The 18,388-nt window shown below is 41.8% G+C and carries 24 protein-coding genes; 9 read left to right on the top strand and 15 right to left on the bottom strand.

Features of this window, described 5'->3' with window-relative positions; translation table 11 throughout:
* Nucleotide 1 precedes the first annotated feature (1 nt).
* The 6 genes from EL210_RS05980 to EL210_RS05955 all read left to right on the top strand — a co-directional run bounded on the left by EL210_RS05980 (nt 2) and on the right by EL210_RS05955 (nt 5,538).
* Nucleotides 2-586 (top strand): conjugal transfer protein TraO, encoded by a 585-nt coding sequence (locus EL210_RS05980; protein ID WP_025879493.1) that lies wholly within the window; start codon nt 2-4, stop codon nt 584-586.
* The gene (locus tag EL210_RS05975) at nt 586-1,431 is read left to right on the top strand and encodes a toprim domain-containing protein (protein ID WP_018920023.1); all 846 of its coding nucleotides are present in this window, start codon (nt 586-588) and stop codon (nt 1,429-1,431) included. Before EL210_RS05980 ends, EL210_RS05975 begins: the two co-directional genes overlap by 1 nt.
* Before the next feature lie 27 nt (nt 1,432-1,458).
* Nucleotides 1,459-1,920 carry a DUF3872 domain-containing protein gene (locus EL210_RS05970; RefSeq protein ID WP_025879494.1) on the top strand — a complete coding sequence of 154 codons (462 nt, stop codon included), beginning with the start codon at nt 1,459-1,461 and terminating at the stop codon, nt 1,918-1,920.
* Nucleotides 1,904-2,419, top strand: coding sequence for a glycoside hydrolase family protein (locus EL210_RS05965; protein WP_004585664.1), 516 nt, complete (start codon nt 1,904-1,906; stop codon nt 2,417-2,419). The genes EL210_RS05970 and EL210_RS05965 overlap by 17 nt, the downstream gene beginning before the upstream one ends.
* Before the next feature lie 113 nt (nt 2,420-2,532).
* A complete protein-coding gene (locus EL210_RS05960) occupies nt 2,533-3,234 on the top strand; it encodes a hypothetical protein (RefSeq protein ID WP_018920020.1) in 702 nt (233 codons plus the stop codon).
* A gap of 6 nt (nt 3,235-3,240) precedes the next feature.
* Nucleotides 3,241-5,538 (top strand): DEAD/DEAH box helicase, encoded by a 2,298-nt coding sequence (locus EL210_RS05955; protein WP_004585662.1) that lies wholly within the window; start codon nt 3,241-3,243, stop codon nt 5,536-5,538.
* Between the two features lie 163 nt (nt 5,539-5,701).
* On the opposite strand, the gene EL210_RS05950 is transcribed toward EL210_RS05955, so the two are convergent.
* The 10 genes from EL210_RS05950 to EL210_RS13775 all read right to left on the bottom strand — a co-directional run bounded on the left by EL210_RS05950 (nt 5,702) and on the right by EL210_RS13775 (nt 10,224).
* On the bottom strand, nt 5,702-5,932 hold the full coding sequence (locus EL210_RS05950; RefSeq protein WP_005847779.1) for a hypothetical protein: 231 nt from the start codon (nt 5,930-5,932) through the stop codon (nt 5,702-5,704).
* Between the two features lie 4 nt (nt 5,933-5,936).
* Nucleotides 5,937-6,191, bottom strand: coding sequence for a hypothetical protein (locus EL210_RS05945; RefSeq protein ID WP_004585657.1), 255 nt, complete (start codon nt 6,189-6,191; stop codon nt 5,937-5,939).
* Nucleotides 6,192-6,218: 27 nt separating this feature from the next.
* Complete coding sequence (locus tag EL210_RS05940) at nt 6,219-7,493, bottom strand: PcfJ domain-containing protein (protein ID WP_018920019.1); 1,275 nt, start codon at nt 7,491-7,493, stop codon at nt 6,219-6,221.
* Nucleotides 7,494-7,509: 16 nt separating this feature from the next.
* Nucleotides 7,510-8,040: an antirestriction protein ArdA gene (locus EL210_RS05935; RefSeq protein ID WP_018920018.1), complete on the bottom strand. Its 531-nt coding sequence runs from the start codon at nt 8,038-8,040 to the stop codon at nt 7,510-7,512.
* Nucleotides 8,041-8,061: 21 nt separating this feature from the next.
* Complete coding sequence (locus tag EL210_RS05930; RefSeq protein ID WP_018920017.1) at nt 8,062-8,478, bottom strand: PcfK-like family protein; 417 nt, start codon at nt 8,476-8,478, stop codon at nt 8,062-8,064.
* A 17-nt stretch (nt 8,479-8,495) separates the two neighbouring features.
* Entirely contained in the window at nt 8,496-9,086 is a 591-nt protein-coding gene (locus EL210_RS05925) for a hypothetical protein (protein ID WP_025879495.1), read from the bottom strand.
* A gap of 12 nt (nt 9,087-9,098) precedes the next feature.
* The gene (locus tag EL210_RS05920) at nt 9,099-9,380 is read right to left on the bottom strand and encodes a hypothetical protein (RefSeq protein ID WP_018920015.1); all 282 of its coding nucleotides are present in this window, start codon (nt 9,378-9,380) and stop codon (nt 9,099-9,101) included.
* Nucleotides 9,381-9,391: 11 nt separating this feature from the next.
* Nucleotides 9,392-9,610, bottom strand: a complete 219-nt coding sequence (locus EL210_RS05915; protein WP_004365312.1) for a hypothetical protein — start codon at nt 9,608-9,610, stop codon at nt 9,392-9,394.
* Nucleotides 9,611-9,622: 12 nt separating this feature from the next.
* Nucleotides 9,623-9,832 (bottom strand): hypothetical protein, encoded by a 210-nt coding sequence (locus EL210_RS05910; RefSeq protein ID WP_025879496.1) that lies wholly within the window; start codon nt 9,830-9,832, stop codon nt 9,623-9,625.
* A 170-nt stretch (nt 9,833-10,002) separates the two neighbouring features.
* The gene (locus EL210_RS13775; protein ID WP_232000453.1) at nt 10,003-10,224 is read right to left on the bottom strand and encodes a hypothetical protein; all 222 of its coding nucleotides are present in this window, start codon (nt 10,222-10,224) and stop codon (nt 10,003-10,005) included.
* A 554-nt stretch (nt 10,225-10,778) separates the two neighbouring features.
* Here EL210_RS13775 and EL210_RS14030 point away from each other — a divergent pair.
* The 3 genes from EL210_RS14030 to EL210_RS05890 all read left to right on the top strand — a co-directional run bounded on the left by EL210_RS14030 (nt 10,779) and on the right by EL210_RS05890 (nt 13,261).
* The gene (locus EL210_RS14030) at nt 10,779-11,123 is read left to right on the top strand and encodes a Lin1244/Lin1753 domain-containing protein (RefSeq protein ID WP_018920012.1); all 345 of its coding nucleotides are present in this window, start codon (nt 10,779-10,781) and stop codon (nt 11,121-11,123) included.
* A 306-nt stretch (nt 11,124-11,429) separates the two neighbouring features.
* On the top strand, nt 11,430-11,849 hold the full coding sequence (locus tag EL210_RS14025) for a DUF7833 domain-containing protein (protein WP_018920011.1): 420 nt from the start codon (nt 11,430-11,432) through the stop codon (nt 11,847-11,849).
* A 203-nt stretch (nt 11,850-12,052) separates the two neighbouring features.
* The gene (locus tag EL210_RS05890) at nt 12,053-13,261 is read left to right on the top strand and encodes a hypothetical protein (RefSeq protein ID WP_018920010.1); all 1,209 of its coding nucleotides are present in this window, start codon (nt 12,053-12,055) and stop codon (nt 13,259-13,261) included.
* A gap of 234 nt (nt 13,262-13,495) precedes the next feature.
* On the opposite strand, the gene EL210_RS05885 is transcribed toward EL210_RS05890, so the two are convergent.
* The 5 genes from EL210_RS05885 to EL210_RS05865 all read right to left on the bottom strand — a co-directional run bounded on the left by EL210_RS05885 (nt 13,496) and on the right by EL210_RS05865 (nt 18,251).
* Nucleotides 13,496-13,996, bottom strand: coding sequence for a porin family protein (locus tag EL210_RS05885; protein ID WP_232000447.1), 501 nt, complete (start codon nt 13,994-13,996; stop codon nt 13,496-13,498).
* A gap of 654 nt (nt 13,997-14,650) precedes the next feature.
* Entirely contained in the window at nt 14,651-15,742 is a 1,092-nt protein-coding gene (locus EL210_RS05880) for a UDP-N-acetyl glucosamine 2-epimerase (protein ID WP_018920007.1), read from the bottom strand.
* Between the two features lie 70 nt (nt 15,743-15,812).
* The gene (locus EL210_RS05875) at nt 15,813-16,763 is read right to left on the bottom strand and encodes an SPFH domain-containing protein (protein ID WP_004372175.1); all 951 of its coding nucleotides are present in this window, start codon (nt 16,761-16,763) and stop codon (nt 15,813-15,815) included.
* A gap of 31 nt (nt 16,764-16,794) precedes the next feature.
* Nucleotides 16,795-17,241: an NfeD family protein gene (locus EL210_RS05870; RefSeq protein ID WP_025879499.1), complete on the bottom strand. Its 447-nt coding sequence runs from the start codon at nt 17,239-17,241 to the stop codon at nt 16,795-16,797.
* A gap of 122 nt (nt 17,242-17,363) precedes the next feature.
* Nucleotides 17,364-18,251 (bottom strand): M48 family metallopeptidase, encoded by an 888-nt coding sequence (locus EL210_RS05865; protein WP_018920005.1) that lies wholly within the window; start codon nt 18,249-18,251, stop codon nt 17,364-17,366.
* Between the last annotated feature and the right edge of the window lie 137 nt (nt 18,252-18,388).

Here is an 18,388-nt window from a genome sequence, read left to right as displayed (position 1 = left end):
TATGAGAAAACTCGCATTTTTTCTGTTTATCGTGTCACTTGCCCTCTTTGCAGGGCAGGCGCACGCCCAGCGTTGTCTGCCCAAGATGGAAGGTATACGCCTGACCGCAGGCATGGCGGATGGTTGTTATTCTTCCTCTTCCAAGAATGAGACGGGCTATACGTTCGGGGCTTCGCTTGCCACCTACACCAAAGGCGGGCATCAATGGGTGCTTGGGGCGGAGTATCTCCGAAGATACCACCCCTATCGAGAAAGGCGTATACCTGTGGAGCAGTTCACGGGCGAGGGAGGTTTCTTCTTTGGGGTGCTTTCGGACGGAAGCAAGACCTTTTTCCTGTCAGCAGGTATTTCCGCCTTGGCGGGCTATGAGACGGTCAATGGCGGAGAGAAACGGCTCTTTGACGGCTCGACACTACGCAATAAAGACGGTTTTATCTACGGTGGGGCAATCACCCTACAGGCGGAGACCTATCTGAGTGACCACCTTGTACTGCTGCTCTATGGCAGGGAACGTTGCCTGTGGGGAGGCTCTACGGAGCGTTTCCATGCCCAGTACGGTGTCGGAATGAAAATCATGCTGGACTGATGGATGCACGACAGATGAGAGAGATTCCCATTGCGGACTTCCTCAGCGCAATGGGGATTCATCCGACTAAACAGAAAGGAAATGCCTTGTGGTATTCCGCTCCGTACCGCACGGAGCGGACACCCTCTTTCAAGGTTGATATCGCCAAGAATGTTTGGTTCGATTTCGGGACGGGCAAAGGTGGCGACATCTTCGACTTGGCAGGAGCGTTCATCGGAAGCGAGGATTTTCTCCTGCGGGCGGCATTCATCGCAAAGAGCGGAACGTGTCCGCTTTCCATAATAGAACGTCCACAAAGGAATGAAGAGAAAGAACCCATCTTCGAGGATATATGGGTACGCCCGTTGCAAGATGCCAGACTGCTGGGCTACTTGAAAGAAAGAGGCATCAATGCCCACGTTGCCATCCCAAACTGCGAGGAGGTTCGATACCGGGTGCATGGCAAACGGTACTATGCCATCGGCTTTCGCAACGATGCCGGAGGATTGGAATTGCGCAACCGCTTTTTCAAGGGCAGCATACCGCCAAAGGACATTTCCTTAAAGTGTAACAGCTCGGACGTATGTTCCGTCTTTGAAGGTTTTATGGATTATCTCTCCGCTATGCAGTTAGGTATCATCGATTCGGATTGGCTTGTGCTTAATTCCGTATCCAATGTGGAGAAAGCGGTGAAAGCCTTGCAGGGATATGAAAGGATAGAATGCTTCCTCGACAATGACGATGCAGGACGAAGGACTTTTCAGAGATTGCACGCCCGCTTCGGGGAGAAAGTCATTGACCGTTCCTCGCTGTATGCAGACCATAAGGATTTGAATGACTATCTGCTGTCTCAAAGGCAGGTGTGAGTGTATAATATTAAAATGTAACGAACAATGAAGAAGAATATATTGAATACGATTTGGGTAATGGGGGTACTCTCCATTGCCGTGTTTTGTCTATCTGCTTGTGATCACGAGTTGGATATTCAGCAGGCATACCCGTTCACGGTAGAGACGATGCCGGTGCAGAAGCACATCACAAAAGGGCAGACGGCAGAGATACGCTGCACGCTCAAACGGCAGGGACGGTTTGAAGAGGCACGCTACACCATCCGTTATTTCCAACCCGATGGCAGGGGGAGATTGAAGATGGATAACGGTACGGTCTTCAAGCCCAATGACCGCTATCCGCTCAACAAGGAAGAGTTCAGGTTATACTACACCTCCGCTTCCACCGACCAGCAGACAATAGACGTGTATGTGGAGGATAATTTCGGACAGACTGTGAAACTCTCGTTTGAGTTCAACAGTCAGAAGGATGAGGAAAAGGAGAAGAAGGATGAGGATAGGAAGTAAACTTCTCTCCTTATTGTTTTGCCTTGTTTGCTTGTCCTGCTTGCAGCTTTCTGCTCAAGACGGAAGGAATACACTTCTCTCTTTACCCCCTTTCGAGCGTGCCGTGGTCTGCATTAAGCACTTCGAGGGCTTACATACTTGGAAGGACTATCCTTATGTGGGTTACGGACATCGGCTTCTGCCCGGAGAGCGGTTCACGGCGGCGATGACGGAACGGCAGGCGGATTCCCTGCTTCGAGCAGACCTGATGAAGCGTTTTGCTTCGTTCCAAAGGTTTGGTAAAGATGCGCTCCTGCTCACCGTTCTATCCTACAATGTAGGCGAGTATCGCCTCTTGGGAAATGGCAAGCGACCGAAGAGTATCCTTGTCCGAAAATTGGAGTTGGGAGATAGGGATATTTACCGTGAATATGTCTCGTTCTGCCGATACAAGGGTAAAGTCCTCAGAGGTCTTATCAAACGGCGAAAGGTGGAATTTACCCTGTTTTATGTACCCTAATTATCAAAAACGCCTCTTGCGACATTTTTTATGCTCCGCAAGGGGCGTTTCCCTACCATTTCCTTCGCCTTTCTCGTTATGAATGAGTACCTTTGCGAAAAATAATTTGTAAAATGGATGAAGTTGAACGCGGTTATGAAATCATAGAGTCTCTTGAAGTTGAACCTCATATCAGATTCTTTAGAATACAACCAACGAATATAAAACTGACATTGAGGTCAGTTTTTGAATCATTGTCAAATAATAGTTGGATTATGAAATTTGACAACAGTTTTTTGAAGCAAACGTTTTCTGTCCGATTCCAAAGCACAATAGATTATATTTCGTCTAATATTATTCATGAAGGAGATGATTCCCTAACATCAGATTCTGCAGAATATGTCATTTCTGAAATTGCTCGAAGCACAATAGTAGAGCAATTAGATTACTTAGACATTCCCTTAGGAGAGCTTATTAAGGAGCAAAAATCAGGGAATCCCGGTTTTGATTTCTATTCAATGAATAAGTCTGATATAATTTTATTCGGAGAAGCTAAGTATGTTGCAAAGCAGAATGCTTATGGCAGAGCGTTGGAGCAAATATATAGATTTCACACAGAGCAAAGAGATGTCGCAGATTTACTCGATATACAAAACCTATGTCCAAAAACTTCATGTGATGAAGTATGTAATGGAAACAAAGGATTTATTGCTGCATTTTCAAGTAAGAGTACTCCTACAGAAAGACTTATCGGTAATATCAAAAACAACAATAATTACCAAAATCTTTCCTCTCATAAAGAACTCATTTTAGTCGCTGTAGATATTTGTCAATAGAATGATATGGAAAACTTAATATATAAAATAAAAAACGGAGAGAACATTGAAGAGATAGTCTCGTTCGTACTAAATCGGATATATACTAACGGACCAACAAATATATCTGATATGGAGATCCTTTCATATCTATCCCTTTACCAGAAAGACGTTTTTGAGAAATACAAGAAATCAATACTCAACTATATAGGAGCTTTCTACAAAGGGGTAGAATCTAATACTCTTAAATCCAAGGTCTTTTCTTTATACCGTGATTGTATCTGGGAAGAATTTGCCCATTTGTACACACCTGTTCAAGCAAATATAGTACATAATATATCGAATAATAAGTGTTTTAGTTTCTCTGCGCCAACAAGTACTGGTAAATCGTATGTTTTTTTTAATCTAATAAAAGAATCTCAACACGATGTTGTGATTATTGTTCCGTCGAGGGCGTTGATAAATGAGTTTTATATTAAACTTAACAGATCTATTACTGACAAGAGTGTAAATATCCTTACATTCATTGATAAGATAAATACAAGAAAAGCAAATCGCAGTATCTTTATTGTAACTCCAGAAAGGTGCCGAGAACTATTCAAATACGAAGACTTTAATGTAGAACTTTTCTTATTTGATGAGGCACAATTAAGTGATGAGGAAAGTAAGCGAGGATTGTATTTTGATAGTATAGTAAGACGATGCCAAAAATCTTTTCCAGAGGCAAAATTTGTTTTTGCCCATCCATTTGTAGCGAATCCAGACTCCCAGATAAAGAAAAATCATTTTGATGAAGAAACATCTAAAGCATTTCGGTATGAACAGAAAAATGTTGGACAGCTATTCATGTGTATGGATGAGGAGAGATTCTATCATTTCGGAGTGGAAAAAGATTTAATGGGAAAAACAAAAGTTTTATGTGAAGATGATCCTATAGAGGCAGCCATCCGTAATGGTAAATCCATTTTGTTTTATGTGTCAAAATCTTCCATTCTCAACAAATCATTTCTCAATAAGTTTGAGAAATACATTAATCTTTGCGCAGATTTGAATACAGAAGATGTTGATATTTACCTTGATAATCTGAAAAGATATACTGGAGGAGATACTATTGCTAATAAAAATTATTTTTCGCAAATGTTATCTTTGCTAAGAAGAGGTATTGTTATTCACCATGGTTCTCTTCCTTTACAAACAAGAATTATAATAGAGAAATTCACAAAGTCTGGTTTTTGCCGTTTGTGCTTTGCTACATCAACATTGGAACAAGGCATCAATATGCCTTTTGATATTGTGTTTTTGGATAGACTTGAAGGAAGTAAGCCATTGTCGGTTAAGAATCTTATAGGAAGAGCAGGTCGTTCTACAACAGATTTGGATTTTGATTTCGGGTATGTTATTATCAATTCATCTAATAAGATGTCAAAATTTAGAAGTATAATGCTTCAGAATGAAACCCTTGATGATGTCTCTGCACTCGAAACAGAAACCATACACGATGATGATTATAATACTTTTAAGGATGCCATATTAAACGGCACATTTTCTGACGACTATAACCTAACAAATAGTGAACTACAGAAATTGGAAAGTAATGAAGTGCATGATGTAGTAAAGAAGCTCTTAGATTTCGTGTTTCCTGATGATACTCTTATTAATATAAATGAAATCAGCAATGATTTGAAATGCAAACTTGATTTGTATGGATATTTCATAACATTGTATGAAATGTATCTTGGCAGAAGTTTGGTAGATGCAGAGAGGGATGTATTATCGACAGCTATCAAAATAATGTTATGGCGTGTTTATGGGAAAACATTTAAGAATATCTGCTGGTATAGGTATTCTTATGCAAGCAAAACACAAGAGAGAGAACTAAGAGAGCGACAAGGAAAGAATACAAATAATATCTTCGCTAGTTATTTTGTTTCTTACAACGATATTCCTAATAAAATGCTCAAACGTTATTCTTTGTTTAAACCAAATACTCTTGCACGAGATGTTGATTACGATACTATCGTCTATGATACATATGATTATTTGGATAAATTGATTGGGTTTAAACTGAGTGATATATATTATGCAGCCCTGAAAAAATATTATTTATCAAATCGCGATGAAAGAGCTCTTAAATTAGCAAAGTATATTAAATATGGAACAGATAATGAACGATATATTTGGATGTTACGTTATGGAATGAGTTATGAGGATATTGAAGTCTTAGGTGAACATATTGAGGACATAGATGAAACGCAGATTACCTTCAAACCCTCTATAAATAATGTCCCAGAAGAAGATAGAGCAGTGATAAATAGATTTATATAATCGCTATAAAAGATTTTTGGGCTAATGGCTTTTTGTTACTTTTGAGCCGTCTCAACTCACTGTCAAAAGTAACGAGGTACTTTTCTTCGGGTTTCTTTGCTACTTTCTTTGTCCGCTCGAAGCTCACGAAAGAAAGTAGCGGTCGGCAGATTTGCCGACCGCTTTACTCTGTCTGTTTTTCTTGAATGGTTATCCGTCCCGTCCTTACTTCGGGGTGCGTGGAGAAAGCCCAATTGATTTCCTCATCGGGCAGGGTGCTGTGAATGTTTCCACCCATCACCATTCCGCAATCCTGAATGACCTTTTGTCGTGCTTCTTCTCTGCTCTCGGCAACTACCTCAAAAACTCCCTTGAAAATGTACTGCGTCCGTACTCTGTAAACTTTCTTCTTCATATTCTCAAAATTCAACCTTTAATAATCTGTGTTCCTTTGGCTCTCCATTGAATAACCTGCGGTGGGTAAGCCAAAAATGGTGTGCGCCATAGCCGTATGCAAAGAACTTGTCAAGTTCCGTTTCTTCGGCTATCCGATTGACGGCTGCCCTCAATTCCTTCTCGTTGGTGGATAGGGTAATGGCATTGATTATCCTTATAAGGATATGGGGTATCTCGTCCGCCCAGTTGCATACGATGCTTTCTATTTCTGCTTTCATATTCTGTGATGTTTTGGTAGTTGTTTCTTATGCTGTCGCTTTCATTCTCTGCCTTATCAATTTGCGATTGGCATTGACAAGGCTCACGATTTGGTCGTGGTATTCTGTGTTTTGATTGCATACGCCACGACTTTGCACCACTTTGAGCGTGTCCAGATTGACCTCAATCGTTTCTATCCGTTTGCCCTCAATGGTAGCCGAAAGGATAAGTGAGTTCTCTTTGAGATAGTAGGCATTGTCGAATACGCAATGATGCATTGCCACACCCTCTTCCAAATGTTCCCGCACGCTCTCCAAGACGTGGACTTGGATTGTGCCGTCCGTGAATGAGATACCGAAGAACTTGGATTTGAGTTCGTGGAAACGTCTCTCGTCCTCCATTGCCTTTTTGCGTTTCTTCGCCTTCTCTTCTTTTTCCCTTTGTCTGCGGAGTTCGTGTTGTCTTAGGTCGTGTTCCCTATGCAGGTCGGTGGGGCAAACATACTTTGGGTTGTGTATGTCCTTGCCCAATCTGCGGAGCATATCCACATAGTCGCACCATATCGAAATGTCCTCTATGTCATAGCCGTTGCGAGTGGCGACTTTATAGGATTGCCAACAAGCGTCAAATGCCCTCGAATTGTCAAGAAAGTATTTCAGGTGTTCGGTTTTGCCTGCTTTAATCAATGTTTCCGCACGGCTGTCGGACAATAGGGCTGGAATGAGAACAGTTGGTGCGATGTCGTGAAAATCATTCTTAAATCCATTCCTGCGGAGTGCTTCCGTAGCCTTGAACTTAGGATATATCGGAGAGTACGATATATGGCGGTAGGCTTCGTTGTCGTTTCTCACTGCCATAGGCGAGCAATAGGAAAAGGTATCAATGTATCTGCCCAATACTCTCTGAACGGCAACAATCTTCTTTCGTCCTTGTGCGTTCCACCAATACTGACCGATTTCAATAGTGTATGATGATGCCTTGCAACCTTTCTCCATTTCCACAGAAAGAAGAAACATTCTTAATACTTGGTACTCTCCACAAGTGGTAAGTATCGTAAAGTATTGCCTCTGTCTTATCTTGCGTTCAAAGGTTTCCTTGACCTGCAACCTTGCCTTACAATGGGGGCAGGTGCAAGTGTCCATTGATTTTACCATTGTCCAACTATGTCCACAATCCATACACGTTGTGCGACCTTTGGGCAGTCGGTAGGCGAAATGGTCTATGCACGCACGGAATGCCCATTTGCTCTGCGTCTTGGTTATCGGGCGAAGGTGTTTGCTCTCGGCAAGTACTGCCTTTTCAAACTTGTTTCTCGGTTTCATAATCTGTCCTCCTCAATTAGTTGTTCCGAAATACATAGCCATCCTTATACCAAAAGTCCGTACAAAAAAGGTCATCGGCATATTTGGAGAAGTCGAAGTAATTCAGTGCAAAATCGGATAATTCATTCTCCATTTTCGCAAGTTCCTCCGCAAAATCTTCCTTGCTTGCATAATTTCCTATGTAGTCGGATTGGAAAGATTTTACAAGGCTGTATGCGTCTTGGGTGAGTTGGATGTTGTTGCCATCTGCCCATATCCAAAAGGCTTCTTTCTCCTTGTCGTTCAGTCTGTCCAATTCGTCCCGAAGTTCAAAGAAGGTTTCCTCCAAATGGCTCTCGTCTATCAGACTATCGGGGATTTCTTCCCACGCTTGGAACATATATTCGGGTTCTTCCTCGTCCTCGTGTATCTCGGCACAACGCTTCATAAAGCCGTCCAAGTCGTAGAAGTCCGAAAGTTCCACCCATTCGCCCTGCAATGAGCCGTTGTTGTACTTGGCATAAGTGCCTACATAGATGCGTGCTTCGTTCAAATCCGTTGCTTCCATTTTCTTTTGTTGTTTAGAGGGTTAAAACTCGAATAGTGAGGGTTGTGCTATCTGCTGTTCCACCTGCTTCTCCACTTTGGGTTTCTTGGTGGTAAGTTTGCGGTATTCTTCTGCTTGGTATCGCTCGATAGCCTTTTTTCTTGCTTCCGCTTTTTCCTCCTCCGTGAGTTCGATAGTATGGTTTACCACGACTTGGCAGTTGATGTACTTGCCCACCTCGATGTTATCCTCGTCGTAATAATGCACGGCAAGGGAATATACCTCCTCATCGGACAGACCTGCACACCCCATTCTTTGGACTTCCGTCAAGATGTAGGTAATACACTCGTCTATGCTCTTGTTCTCTTTGTGGAAACTCTCCGCAAAGAGTTCATCGTATGATGCTCTCGTTTCCAAATAGTTTTGGATAACGTCCTTGAAATGTTCTGTACCTTTCATTGTCTTTGATATTTTAATCAGTTGAATAATGTTCCGTTGGATAGGAATTCGTAGTTGTTGGCTTCGCAACTCTCGGCAAAGGCTTCCTCACTGAGTTGGTATTTCATATCGTCCCTGCAAGCCTTGAAAAAGCCGTTTAAGCACTTGTTCATAAGTTCGTAAAGGGTGGTGTTGTCGGGGGCTTTCAGAAAGTCGTATATAGGCTGTAATATCTCATAGTCCATATAATAGCCCGTCAAAACACAATCATTGGTGACGAATACACGGCTCTTGCGCTTTGTCTTGTAATTGTGTCCCCAAATGGTTTTGGGTATATACAAGTCGTTCCAATAGTTATTGACAAGGTATTTCAGAAGTCTAACCCCTTTCAAATTATCTTCTTCCTCACTGTAAGGAGAAGTGAAACGATACCAATAGGAATAATCATCGTATGACCATCTGTCCACCTTGATATTGAATATCTGTTCAAAGGCTTGCAATGTCTTTCGGTTTTCTTCGTCCCAACCATAGTTGAAATGTTCTGCCCAATGGCTGTGTGCCTTTGCTTGTGCCTCTCTTGTCAGTTCGTGAAGGTTATATACCTCGTATGTTCTTGTTTCTGTTCTCATATTCATTTGGTGTTATCGGGTTGCATTATTGATGATGTCTTCTCCATTGTCCGCAAAGACCTCGATAGTTGGTTTTCCTCCGTTTTCCTCTACGGATAGGCTTTCGGAGGTGTCATATAATGTTTCTCCGTCCGTAATGATGACTTTCTCGTTGTCCTCAAAACAGAGTACGTCCTCACCTTGCCACGACTTGACAAGGGCAACGGCTTCCTCGTAATTCTCGCCTGTTACTTCAAATCGGGTGCGTTCCCAACAAGTAACCTTTCTGTCTTGGTAAAATCTGAATGCTTCCATTGTTCCTATATTTAGATTGTTGCTAAAATGATTTCTTGGATATGGGTAGGGGCAACCTCTGAAAAGAGATAGGTGATAAACTCCTTTCTGTCTTTCCGATTGAGTTCCTTGTATAGTTCCCCAAAGGCGGATATGTTTCCGTTGAGGTAAACCGATACCATATACTCGAAGATGTTGTCCACTTCGTAGTATCTGCATTGTTGTGCGATTGTCTTGCTTCTTCTTTTCATATATCTGTCTGTTTAAGAAATGAGTAACCAAAGTATTGCCCCAATGATGAGGGCATAAGCCAAGATGTACACTGCGATTGCCAAAGTGATGGTAAGGAGTAGCCGAATGAGGAATTTCCCTGCACATATCCCTACCAGCCAAAGCCAGACGCTTCCGCCCCAAAGGAGAGAGCCTGCGAGTGCAAGTGCCACCCAAATTGATATTTTGTATCTCAGTTTCATCTTGTCTGATTTTTTGATTTTATGCGGATTCTTGAGGTGAGGGAGTTGAGTTTCCGTTTTTCTTTTTCTCTGTCCTCTCGTTTCCGACATTTTTTTTATGCGTCTTTCCGTCGGGTCAGTCGTTTTCGTTTCAGGGGCGTAAAAAGGTAGGGCTTAGGACGAACAAGGTTTTACGGCGAGAATACTACCTGCAATGAAATGGAAGTGTGGAGATTGTCGTCTAAACGGCTTGCCGCCCCGACCTTTTTTGTCCGTGGAAGCCCGGAACTACCTTTGCCGCTGACAACGAACAACCGATCCCGATGCGAATACATGGAGTAGAATGTGGAGTGGAACACCTGAGAGGACAGAGCGAAAAAATGAAAGGCAGCCTTCACAAGAAAGGCTGCCATAATCGTGAGGAATAAGACGAAAAGAATGAAAACTATTGTCTGAACAGACAACTATTAGAAAAGAAAAACGGAGAAAGTTTCATCTTTCTCCGTAGATAGTATTACCTTTGCAATAGGTTATCCGAGTTATGCAAAGCGTTGTATATCATTGTAGAAGATAGGTCGCTAAATCATTACCTACTGCATTTCATAACTCACAAGGCTGTTGATAGCCAATTACTTAGACCTAAATGATAGATTTTTTTCAGAAAAAATAAAGGAATGAAAGAACTGCATTCCTTTCTCTATATTACATATATTTAATAGCCCCTGATATCAGAACTGCATCTCCATACCTTTGCTACAGCTCATTTCATATCGTATTTTGATACAGATTACACCATGTTTTAACGTAGATTGCAATGCAATTCAACACAGATTACACGACAACATGCCTGAGATTAGAAATTCAGGACCTCCACTTCATTTTTTTATTATTTTTTCCTTTAAAAATTTGCAAATGGGGGTCGTAATTTTGTATCTTTGCAAAAGGATAACAAACAATAATCTATTTCATGGAAAATAATCATATGCAAAGGGGCAACATGGCAGCCCGTAACCACCGTGCCATGAACAAATCTACACTTCATATGCGTTTTGAAATCTCGTTTCTCAACTCCTATGACATGACTATGCTGAGAGAAAAATATGGCATTGCAGGCTGGGGAATTGCTGTATTCATGATGAAATACCTCATAGAGCGTCGCACCGACTGCCGCGCCCCACTCTATGTTATATCTGAAATTGCCCATGCCTGCCATAAGAGTCAAAAGACTATTCTGCAAATCATCAATGACTTTCCTTCGCTGTTCCAAATCAACAGCAACAATAAAATACTTTTCAGTCCATATTTGCAGTAGTTTTTCGGCAATTATTCTGCAAATAATGAAAAGTCAAACAGAAGTTTAGATAAATTAACAAATGAACCTCTTGATAATCAAGAAGTTAGCTTTTCTAAGAACAAAGAACTAGAACAAGAACAAATAACGACGAAAGAGAAAAAGAGAAAGGGAGCCTCCATTAAACCAAGGGGAACCTCCCCCAACCCCTCCCAAGGAGGGGAGTTCGACGCCGACGGGAGGATTTTGAGGAGAAATGAAAATATAACAGCTATACATGCAGCTACATCTTGTGTCACAAAACAATGGGAGAGACAGCAAACAGAAATGCAACATCAGCCCGAACATGCATCAGAAACCCAATTCTCAAGAGTAGAAATGGGCGTGACACGCAACCTGTTAAGCCAGCTTTATCAAGACAACGACTACATGACAAGCCTCGAACGCATCGCTAATCTTGCCGTGCGAACAAACTTTGTTGTGCGCCGTAATCTGCTTTTCTGGTTTCAACTCTACTGCCAATCGCATGCCAAACGAATCAAAGACAATGCTGATGCCAAGGACTATTTAGCCAATCTGATGCGCCCTGGGAGCAAAACGCGTGCCCAATTCATGGCCTATCAGAACAAACTTTACAGCATCGAATGGGCCAAAAGACAAGCGCAAAAGGAGCAAAATGGAAGCGACAGTGGATTTAGCAAGCATTCTAATGGACGCTCATCAGGGCTTTTGATTGTTTCTGCTTAACCCTAAAACAAGAATAAACTCAACAAAACTGCGCTTCAAAAATTTGGAAATTAATGCAGAATAATATACCTTTGCGAAGGTTGAACACTCTCGTTGGTCAGCAACAATCCGCTACTCAGCAGTGCTTGCTACGACAACAATAGCATAAACAGAGTGTATCAACAAAATAAAGAAAATTCTACTGAGCGCAATAAAAGAACAATATGAAAAAAACACTGCCCTTAATATTGCTGTTTGCAGTGGCCGTCATGCCTATCCAGTGCAGCACAAAAACCAAAGAAAAGGCCGTAACAGCAAGCCAACAACCAACGACATTTCCTACAAAATATGACAGCATTCTCACAAAAGAACAGCTGAAAGCAATGGGCATTGACTGGAACAACTTGAAAAAACACCTGAAATTGCAGGAGTTGGCATGGTGTGGTGGTGACTTCCGTGATGACCAATCCCAACCCAGATATGAGCCAACAAAGGAAGATTTTATGCTGACTCTCCCCTTTGTGGAATACTATCTGCAGACACATGGATATAAAAAGCCGTCAGCTGACTTATTCCAAAAGCGGATAAAAGCAGTCTTCGGTAAACAGATAGATACGAATAATGCCAAGCCTTATCAGTCACTATCGAGTGATGGAAGCTACGACTTTGCCAGCACATATTATGCATTGTGTGAGAAAGGAATCGTAACATTCAATTGGCTACTCAATGATTTGATATCAATTCAAGGCGACAAAATTGTGCTGAGTTCGTGTTTTTTCAAGCAGATTATGGCCCTCAACAATTTTGTGATTTATGATGATGCGACTGCTTTCAAGATACTGAAAACCATGACAACCAATAAGGAATTTGAAGAAGGCTATGGTGGTATTGGCGATATATATGGGGGTGAAGATATTCTACACGAACTATTCTACACCTACAAATATTATGGCAACCAGCTACTCAATCAATGGACTTTCACCAGCAATGAAGAGTCACCAACAACCTTTTTCCAGAACATATTCACGAAATCGGGAAATGATAAACTCATCGTGAACACGCCTTTAATCGAAACCATTGAAAGGAATACAACTGGCAATGACCATGATTATTATGACCAGCATTTTGCACTTTATGTCTCGCAATTACTGCAAGATGAGAACAACATGAATGTCAATCATTTCAATATTGAGCAGAAAGCGCACATATTCTGCTATTTTGCCAGTTCAGAATACAAGATGCGCAAAAGGTTTGAAGAATATATGATGCCTGATGATCCTGATGCTACATGGGACCAAACTGCATGGACAGCCGTGCTGATGAAAGACTGCAAAAACATTTATGAAACTGCACGTGCCCATAATTTCTATGGAATATGCAAGCCTGCTATCATGAAAGAAATAGCCGAAAAATGGGGAACAAGGGAGTATTGATAAGCTAAAAAGGTGAAAATGTAAAAAAGAAAAGATTAAAAACAAACAGGTAAAAAAGCAACTTGCCTACCCTTTCACCTGCTTGTTCTTCATCTGTACTTCTACAATTTTCAGCCTTTCACTTTTCCAATTTCATCAGAGGTGGAAGTTTACGGTGGCCATAACATCATGTGTATACAGGGTTTCGCTCATATTCGGATACTTCTTCACTATATTTAGAAAACCTACATGGGCTTAAACACCAAAGCGCCAATGCTTTCCCACTTGATAATAAATGCCGGGCTGGATGCCGAAATCAAAGTTTCGGTACACTTTCTTTCCATTTAATTCGTCAGTAGGGTCGGCATCAACATAATGATAATCATTCGATGTAAGGATTGAAAATACCGGACCGAGTTCTGCAACCCACCCGTTTTCTTCAGATGCATGCTGATGATACTGCACCAAAACGGGCACATCTAAGAAAGAGCAATCATAGTATTCTTTACCTATCATAGCACTTTCAAATGGATTCCCAAATCGGCCACGATAGCCTACACCAGGCATGACTGACCAATGGGGTGACAGATAGCAGTTCAGTCCATAGCCCACACACGAAGCATAATAGACGCCACCCTCCATCATATTCGCAACTCCAACTCCCAGATAGAAGTTGTGTTCAATGGTCTTTTTCTGCGCATTTCCTGTTAATGCAAAACATAATGCAGCCAACAGGATTATCATTTTTCGTTTCATATGATTATTAATTAAAACTATCAAAGTTCTTTTTCTGCTTTCCAAAAGAGCGTTTCCACACTATGGAAATGGGCAAGCAAGCTTGGCACCACACATTTGATCTAACGAAAGCATTAAATCAGCAGATACATTGCAAAGATAAAAAAAATAGTAATAATAAAGAAACAACAGGTTGAATTTCCTGAAAAAACAAATCATTCGCCCATGAGATAACAGATATAGCAACCTGAATTCATATTCAATGCCTTCAATTATCCCATATACTATAGGGAAAAATAGCTGAAAGCCCAAACGTATCAAACGCTGCATGCTACCTAAGCACACAGCGCCTATGGGATTTGAAGCCCGACGGCTTCTGATAAAACATCTCCTGAATAAATCTCCTTTACAACTATAACCTATCGAATCTAAATTGAAGCTTGTTAATGCGAAAATTAATTATTACGCTAAATAGAGATGTTTTGCTTCTTACTTTAATACTTCAATGTCATCTAATTCAATATATTCTGGAATTAATGGAAATCCTTTCCTTTCGCTACAAAAATAGAGAAAGGAAAAAAGAAAAGCAAGGATTAATACATTATTTAACATTGTTGACGGACACAAGTTTATACTTAACAACTCTAATAAACATGTATCCGTTAAACGAAGTAACTAACAGAGTATCTGCAAAATACGTTCAGCACTCCGTCCATCCCAACGTTCGGGAATACCAGATGCTTTCCACTGCCCCGAAATCATATTGGAAACCGAAGCTGAAAGAAGTTTTGGATCCTCACCAACAAGGACATTCGTACCCACTTTCACGGTTTCGATATGCTCCGTATAGCTATTGAGTGTAATGCAAGGGATTTGATTAAATGTTGCTTCTTCGGCCACATTACCGCTATCAGTGATGATACCACAGGCATGAGCCGTAATATATTCAAAGTCAAGATAGCTTTGGGGCTCTATCAACGTGATAGCAGAAGGGTAACTGGTCTCAACCAAGATTTCCTTGACAACACCAGCTGCACAACCACGAAGAGGAGCAATAATAGGCAGTGTTGCATCGTTCATGCCACTGATAACAGCCTTGACGAGCTGGGCAAGATGTGCTTTGTTGTCAATAAGGGCTTTACGGTTGAGCGTGAATACAATATACTTGCCTTCCTCAAGTCTAAGTTTATCAAGTACGGCAGGACGCTTCAAGCGACCGTGATTATAGCGAAGATTATCAATAAGAATGTTGCCAACCATGTAGACCTTACTCAACTCTGCACCCTCTTTGTTGGCAATGTTGTTGTTACTGATACCTGCCGTGAAGAGAACATCGCTCAAACCATCAATGACAAGACGATTGATTTCTTTCGGCATATTGATATCAAAGCTGCGTGTTCCAGCTGCAATATGTGCTAATTTGATGCCCTGTTTCTTGGTAACGATAGCCGTTGCCATTGTACTTGCAAGGTCGTCAACAACGATGACGACATCAGTCGGATGCTGTTGCAGATATTGTTCGAACTTTGACATCACCTGACCGGTAAGTTCGTTGAGGTTCTCACAGTCAACATCCAAGAACACATCGGGACGACCAATCTCAAGATCAGTGAAGAGTGAAGCCTCAAGTGAAGGGTCGTCCGCGGTTCCGGTATAGATAAGCTGATAGTTTACAGCACTATAACTCTTATTGTTTCTAATGGTTCGGATAATCGGAGCCACCTTTATAAAATTAGGACGTGCCCCACAAACGATTGCAATATTCATACGCCTGACATTTTATCACAAAAGTATGAAAATATTATGAGACCATAAAACAAATGCTGTGTTATTTTTTTTATTCAGCCTTGAAAAGTTCCTTGATACCACCAATGCTTCCCAACATATTGGTAGCTTCGTAAGGCAGGAACACGGTCTTGTTCTTGTCTCCATGTGCCAATTCCTGCATCATCTGAATATATTTCTGTGCAAGAAGATAGTTGGCAGGGTTCGTACTCTTGCCAACGGCTTCAGTAATCTTGCCTATAGCGATTGCCTCGGCTTCTGCTTTGCGTATGCGTGCAGTCGCCTCACCCTCTGCATTGAGGATAGCCTGTTGCTTGGCAGCCTCAGCTTTATTGATAATGGCAGCCTTGTCACCCTCACTCTGTAGAATTTGTGCCTGCTTTTCTCCCTCACTTGTCAAGATTGTTGCACGCTTGTTACGCTCTGCCTGCATCTGTTTCTCCATGGCTTGAAGCACACTTTGAGGAGGTGTGATATCCTGAAGCTCCACACGGTTGACCTTAATTCCCCACTTGTTGGTGGCATCATCAAGCACACCGCGTAACTTTGTATTAATGATGTCGCGGCTGGTGAGGGTTTGATCAAGTTCCATTTCACCGATGATATTACGTAAAGTGGTCTGTGTCAGCTTCTCTATGGCATTCGGCAGATTATTAATCTCATAGACAGCCTTAAACGGATCAACGATTTGGAAATAGAGTAAAGCATTAATCTGCATCTGAATGTTATCTTTTGTGATTACATTCTGGCGTGCAAAATCATACACTTGCTCACGCAGATCAATCGTATTGGTGTAGACATAGCGACCGTTATGCATCGCAACTATCGTCTTTGTACGGTCTACAAAAGGAATAATCAGATTGATACCCGGCTTGAGTGTCGCATAATACTTACCCAAACGTTCTACAATTCTCGTTTCACTCTGTGGAATAATCACCACAGTCATCTTAATGAAAATGATGGCCAGAACAACGAAGGCCGCCACTGCATAATAGATTCCCATACGCTAATTTATTTATGTTATCAGTTATTCATTATATCAACTTTACTGTTACAATGATTGAATCCCGGGCAATGATTTCCACCTTACTACCTTTTTCTATTGTTTCAGGAACATTGCTGACTGCCTTCCACTCATCGCCATCCACTTTCACATAACCACTTCCGTCAGCAAGAATAGGTTCGATCACGATCCCAATACGTCCTATCAAGGCATCAGCATTACTGAGACGCTCTTCACCGGCAGCATGCAAGCGACGGAGCAGCTTAGGACGAATGAGCCAAATACTCAGTATCGAGCAGACTGCCCATATCAATATCTGTGCCCAGAAAGGAAAAACGAATGAGGCACCTGTAGCTACCAAGGCACCGATAGCAAGGCAGGTGATAAAGAAATCGCCCGAACTCAGTTCGAGAATAAGGCAACCCAACATGATGACTGCCCACATTATCCATAAGTTTCCTACAATGTAATCTATCATGGTCATGATCATTTAAAGATGAAACAAAATAATATCTTCTGTCAAAAAAGCCGTTCCTATCAGGAACAGGCTACGCCCCTACCCCTTTCTTCTGAAGTGGGTAAGGACGGCAAACACTGCTTTTATCGTCTTCGATGAGAAGCTTTCTTCTTTGCTGGATTAAGCTTTACGGACGGTACAGACTTTGAAGCATAGCCCGAAGCCTCGTAATATTTCATGGCTGTAGGCATCCACTGCTGGATAGCTGCAATGCGTTTGGCATCACTGGGGTGATCACTGAACATGTCACTCTGATTACTATTTCCACTCAAAGCTGCCATTCGCTTCCAGAAAGGCACTGCCACCTGCGGATTATAACCAGCCATAGCAGCGAAAATCAGACCGATATGGTCGGCTTCTGTCTCATTGTCACGACTGTAACGGAGGTTGGCAAAGCTGAAACCTTGCTGTGCAACAGCACCTGCCAAATCACCAACCGACTGACCTGCAATAGCTCCAAGGATCTGACTTCCTATCTGAGTGCCATAGCTCTGGCGTATTTTCTTCGACATCTGTTCAGCACTATGCTTGGCAACAGCATGTGCAATCTCGTGCCCAAGGACTATTGCCAAAGAAGCTTCATCCTGTGTCACAGGCAACAAGCCCTCATAGACAACAATCTTTCCTCCCGGCATACAGAAGGCATTGACATTCTTGTCAGCAACAAGATTGAACTCCCAAGAGAAATTCTTAATCTCATCTGCAGCACCGTTATTACGCAGATATGCCTCAACAGCAGAAGCCAAACGCCTGCCCACCCGCTGTACCATGGCAGTGTTAGCAGCGTTTGCAGACAGCTTTGCACTTTTCATATATTTGCTATATTCTTCCTTACTGAGGCTCAACACCTGTGCATCACTGACCAACAGCGAATGCTTGCGACCTGTCACAGGCACAGTCTGTGTCGTTCCGCATGCTGCTATCAGCAACGAAGTGGCCAATATCAGCATCAAACTTTTTACATTCTTCATTCTTTTCTTTAATCTCTAATTCTGCAATTTTACAGATGCAAATATAGTCTAAAAAGTGAGAATAACAAAGAAAATACGTTATTTTTCAGTATGTTTTGCATTATCTGATGACCTCATTCCCCACTCATCGGTTTGTG

Source organism: Segatella oris, assembly GCF_900637655.1.
In the GTDB taxonomy this organism is placed as follows: Bacteria; Bacteroidota; Bacteroidia; order Bacteroidales; family Bacteroidaceae; genus Prevotella; species Prevotella oris.
This window is presented reverse-complemented; position numbering and strand designations above follow the sequence as displayed.

Excerpts from the sequence above, each read along its gene's own strand:
- EL210_RS14030 (WP_018920012.1), top strand. The coding sequence starts at position 10,779 with ATGGAAAATAATCATATGCAAAGGGGCAACATGGCAGCCCGTAACCAC.
- EL210_RS05880 (WP_018920007.1), bottom strand. The coding sequence starts at position 15,742 with ATGAATATTGCAATCGTTTGTGGGGCACGTCCTAATTTTATAAAGGTG.
- EL210_RS05890 (WP_018920010.1), top strand. The coding sequence starts at position 12,053 with ATGAAAAAAACACTGCCCTTAATATTGCTGTTTGCAGTGGCCGTCATG.
- EL210_RS05955 (WP_004585662.1), top strand. The coding sequence starts at position 3,241 with ATGGAAAACTTAATATATAAAATAAAAAACGGAGAGAACATTGAAGAG.
- EL210_RS05875 (WP_004372175.1), bottom strand. The coding sequence starts at position 16,763 with ATGGGAATCTATTATGCAGTGGCGGCCTTCGTTGTTCTGGCCATCATT.
- EL210_RS14025 (WP_018920011.1), top strand. The coding sequence starts at position 11,430 with ATGCAACATCAGCCCGAACATGCATCAGAAACCCAATTCTCAAGAGTA.
- EL210_RS05935 (WP_018920018.1), bottom strand. The coding sequence starts at position 8,040 with ATGGAAGCAACGGATTTGAACGAAGCACGCATCTATGTAGGCACTTAT.
- EL210_RS05980 (WP_025879493.1), top strand. The coding sequence starts at position 2 with ATGAGAAAACTCGCATTTTTTCTGTTTATCGTGTCACTTGCCCTCTTT.
- EL210_RS05970 (WP_025879494.1), top strand. The coding sequence starts at position 1,459 with ATGAAGAAGAATATATTGAATACGATTTGGGTAATGGGGGTACTCTCC.
- EL210_RS05915 (WP_004365312.1), bottom strand. The coding sequence starts at position 9,610 with ATGAAAAGAAGAAGCAAGACAATCGCACAACAATGCAGATACTACGAA.
- EL210_RS05940 (WP_018920019.1), bottom strand. The coding sequence starts at position 7,493 with ATGAAACCGAGAAACAAGTTTGAAAAGGCAGTACTTGCCGAGAGCAAA.
- EL210_RS05930 (WP_018920017.1), bottom strand. The coding sequence starts at position 8,478 with ATGAAAGGTACAGAACATTTCAAGGACGTTATCCAAAACTATTTGGAA.
- EL210_RS05865 (WP_018920005.1), bottom strand. The coding sequence starts at position 18,251 with ATGAAGAATGTAAAAAGTTTGATGCTGATATTGGCCACTTCGTTGCTG.
- EL210_RS13775 (WP_232000453.1), bottom strand. The coding sequence starts at position 10,224 with ATGGCAGCCTTTCTTGTGAAGGCTGCCTTTCATTTTTTCGCTCTGTCC.
- EL210_RS05945 (WP_004585657.1), bottom strand. The coding sequence starts at position 6,191 with ATGAAAGCAGAAATAGAAAGCATCGTATGCAACTGGGCGGACGAGATA.
- EL210_RS05975 (WP_018920023.1), top strand. The coding sequence starts at position 586 with ATGGATGCACGACAGATGAGAGAGATTCCCATTGCGGACTTCCTCAGC.
- EL210_RS05885 (WP_232000447.1), bottom strand. The coding sequence starts at position 13,996 with ATGAAACGAAAAATGATAATCCTGTTGGCTGCATTATGTTTTGCATTA.
- EL210_RS05870 (WP_025879499.1), bottom strand. The coding sequence starts at position 17,241 with ATGATAGATTACATTGTAGGAAACTTATGGATAATGTGGGCAGTCATC.
- EL210_RS05965 (WP_004585664.1), top strand. The coding sequence starts at position 1,904 with ATGAGGATAGGAAGTAAACTTCTCTCCTTATTGTTTTGCCTTGTTTGC.
- EL210_RS05950 (WP_005847779.1), bottom strand. The coding sequence starts at position 5,932 with ATGAAGAAGAAAGTTTACAGAGTACGGACGCAGTACATTTTCAAGGGA.
- EL210_RS05960 (WP_018920020.1), top strand. The coding sequence starts at position 2,533 with ATGGATGAAGTTGAACGCGGTTATGAAATCATAGAGTCTCTTGAAGTT.
- EL210_RS05910 (WP_025879496.1), bottom strand. The coding sequence starts at position 9,832 with ATGAAACTGAGATACAAAATATCAATTTGGGTGGCACTTGCACTCGCA.
- EL210_RS05920 (WP_018920015.1), bottom strand. The coding sequence starts at position 9,380 with ATGGAAGCATTCAGATTTTACCAAGACAGAAAGGTTACTTGTTGGGAA.
- EL210_RS05925 (WP_025879495.1), bottom strand. The coding sequence starts at position 9,086 with ATGAGAACAGAAACAAGAACATACGAGGTATATAACCTTCACGAACTG.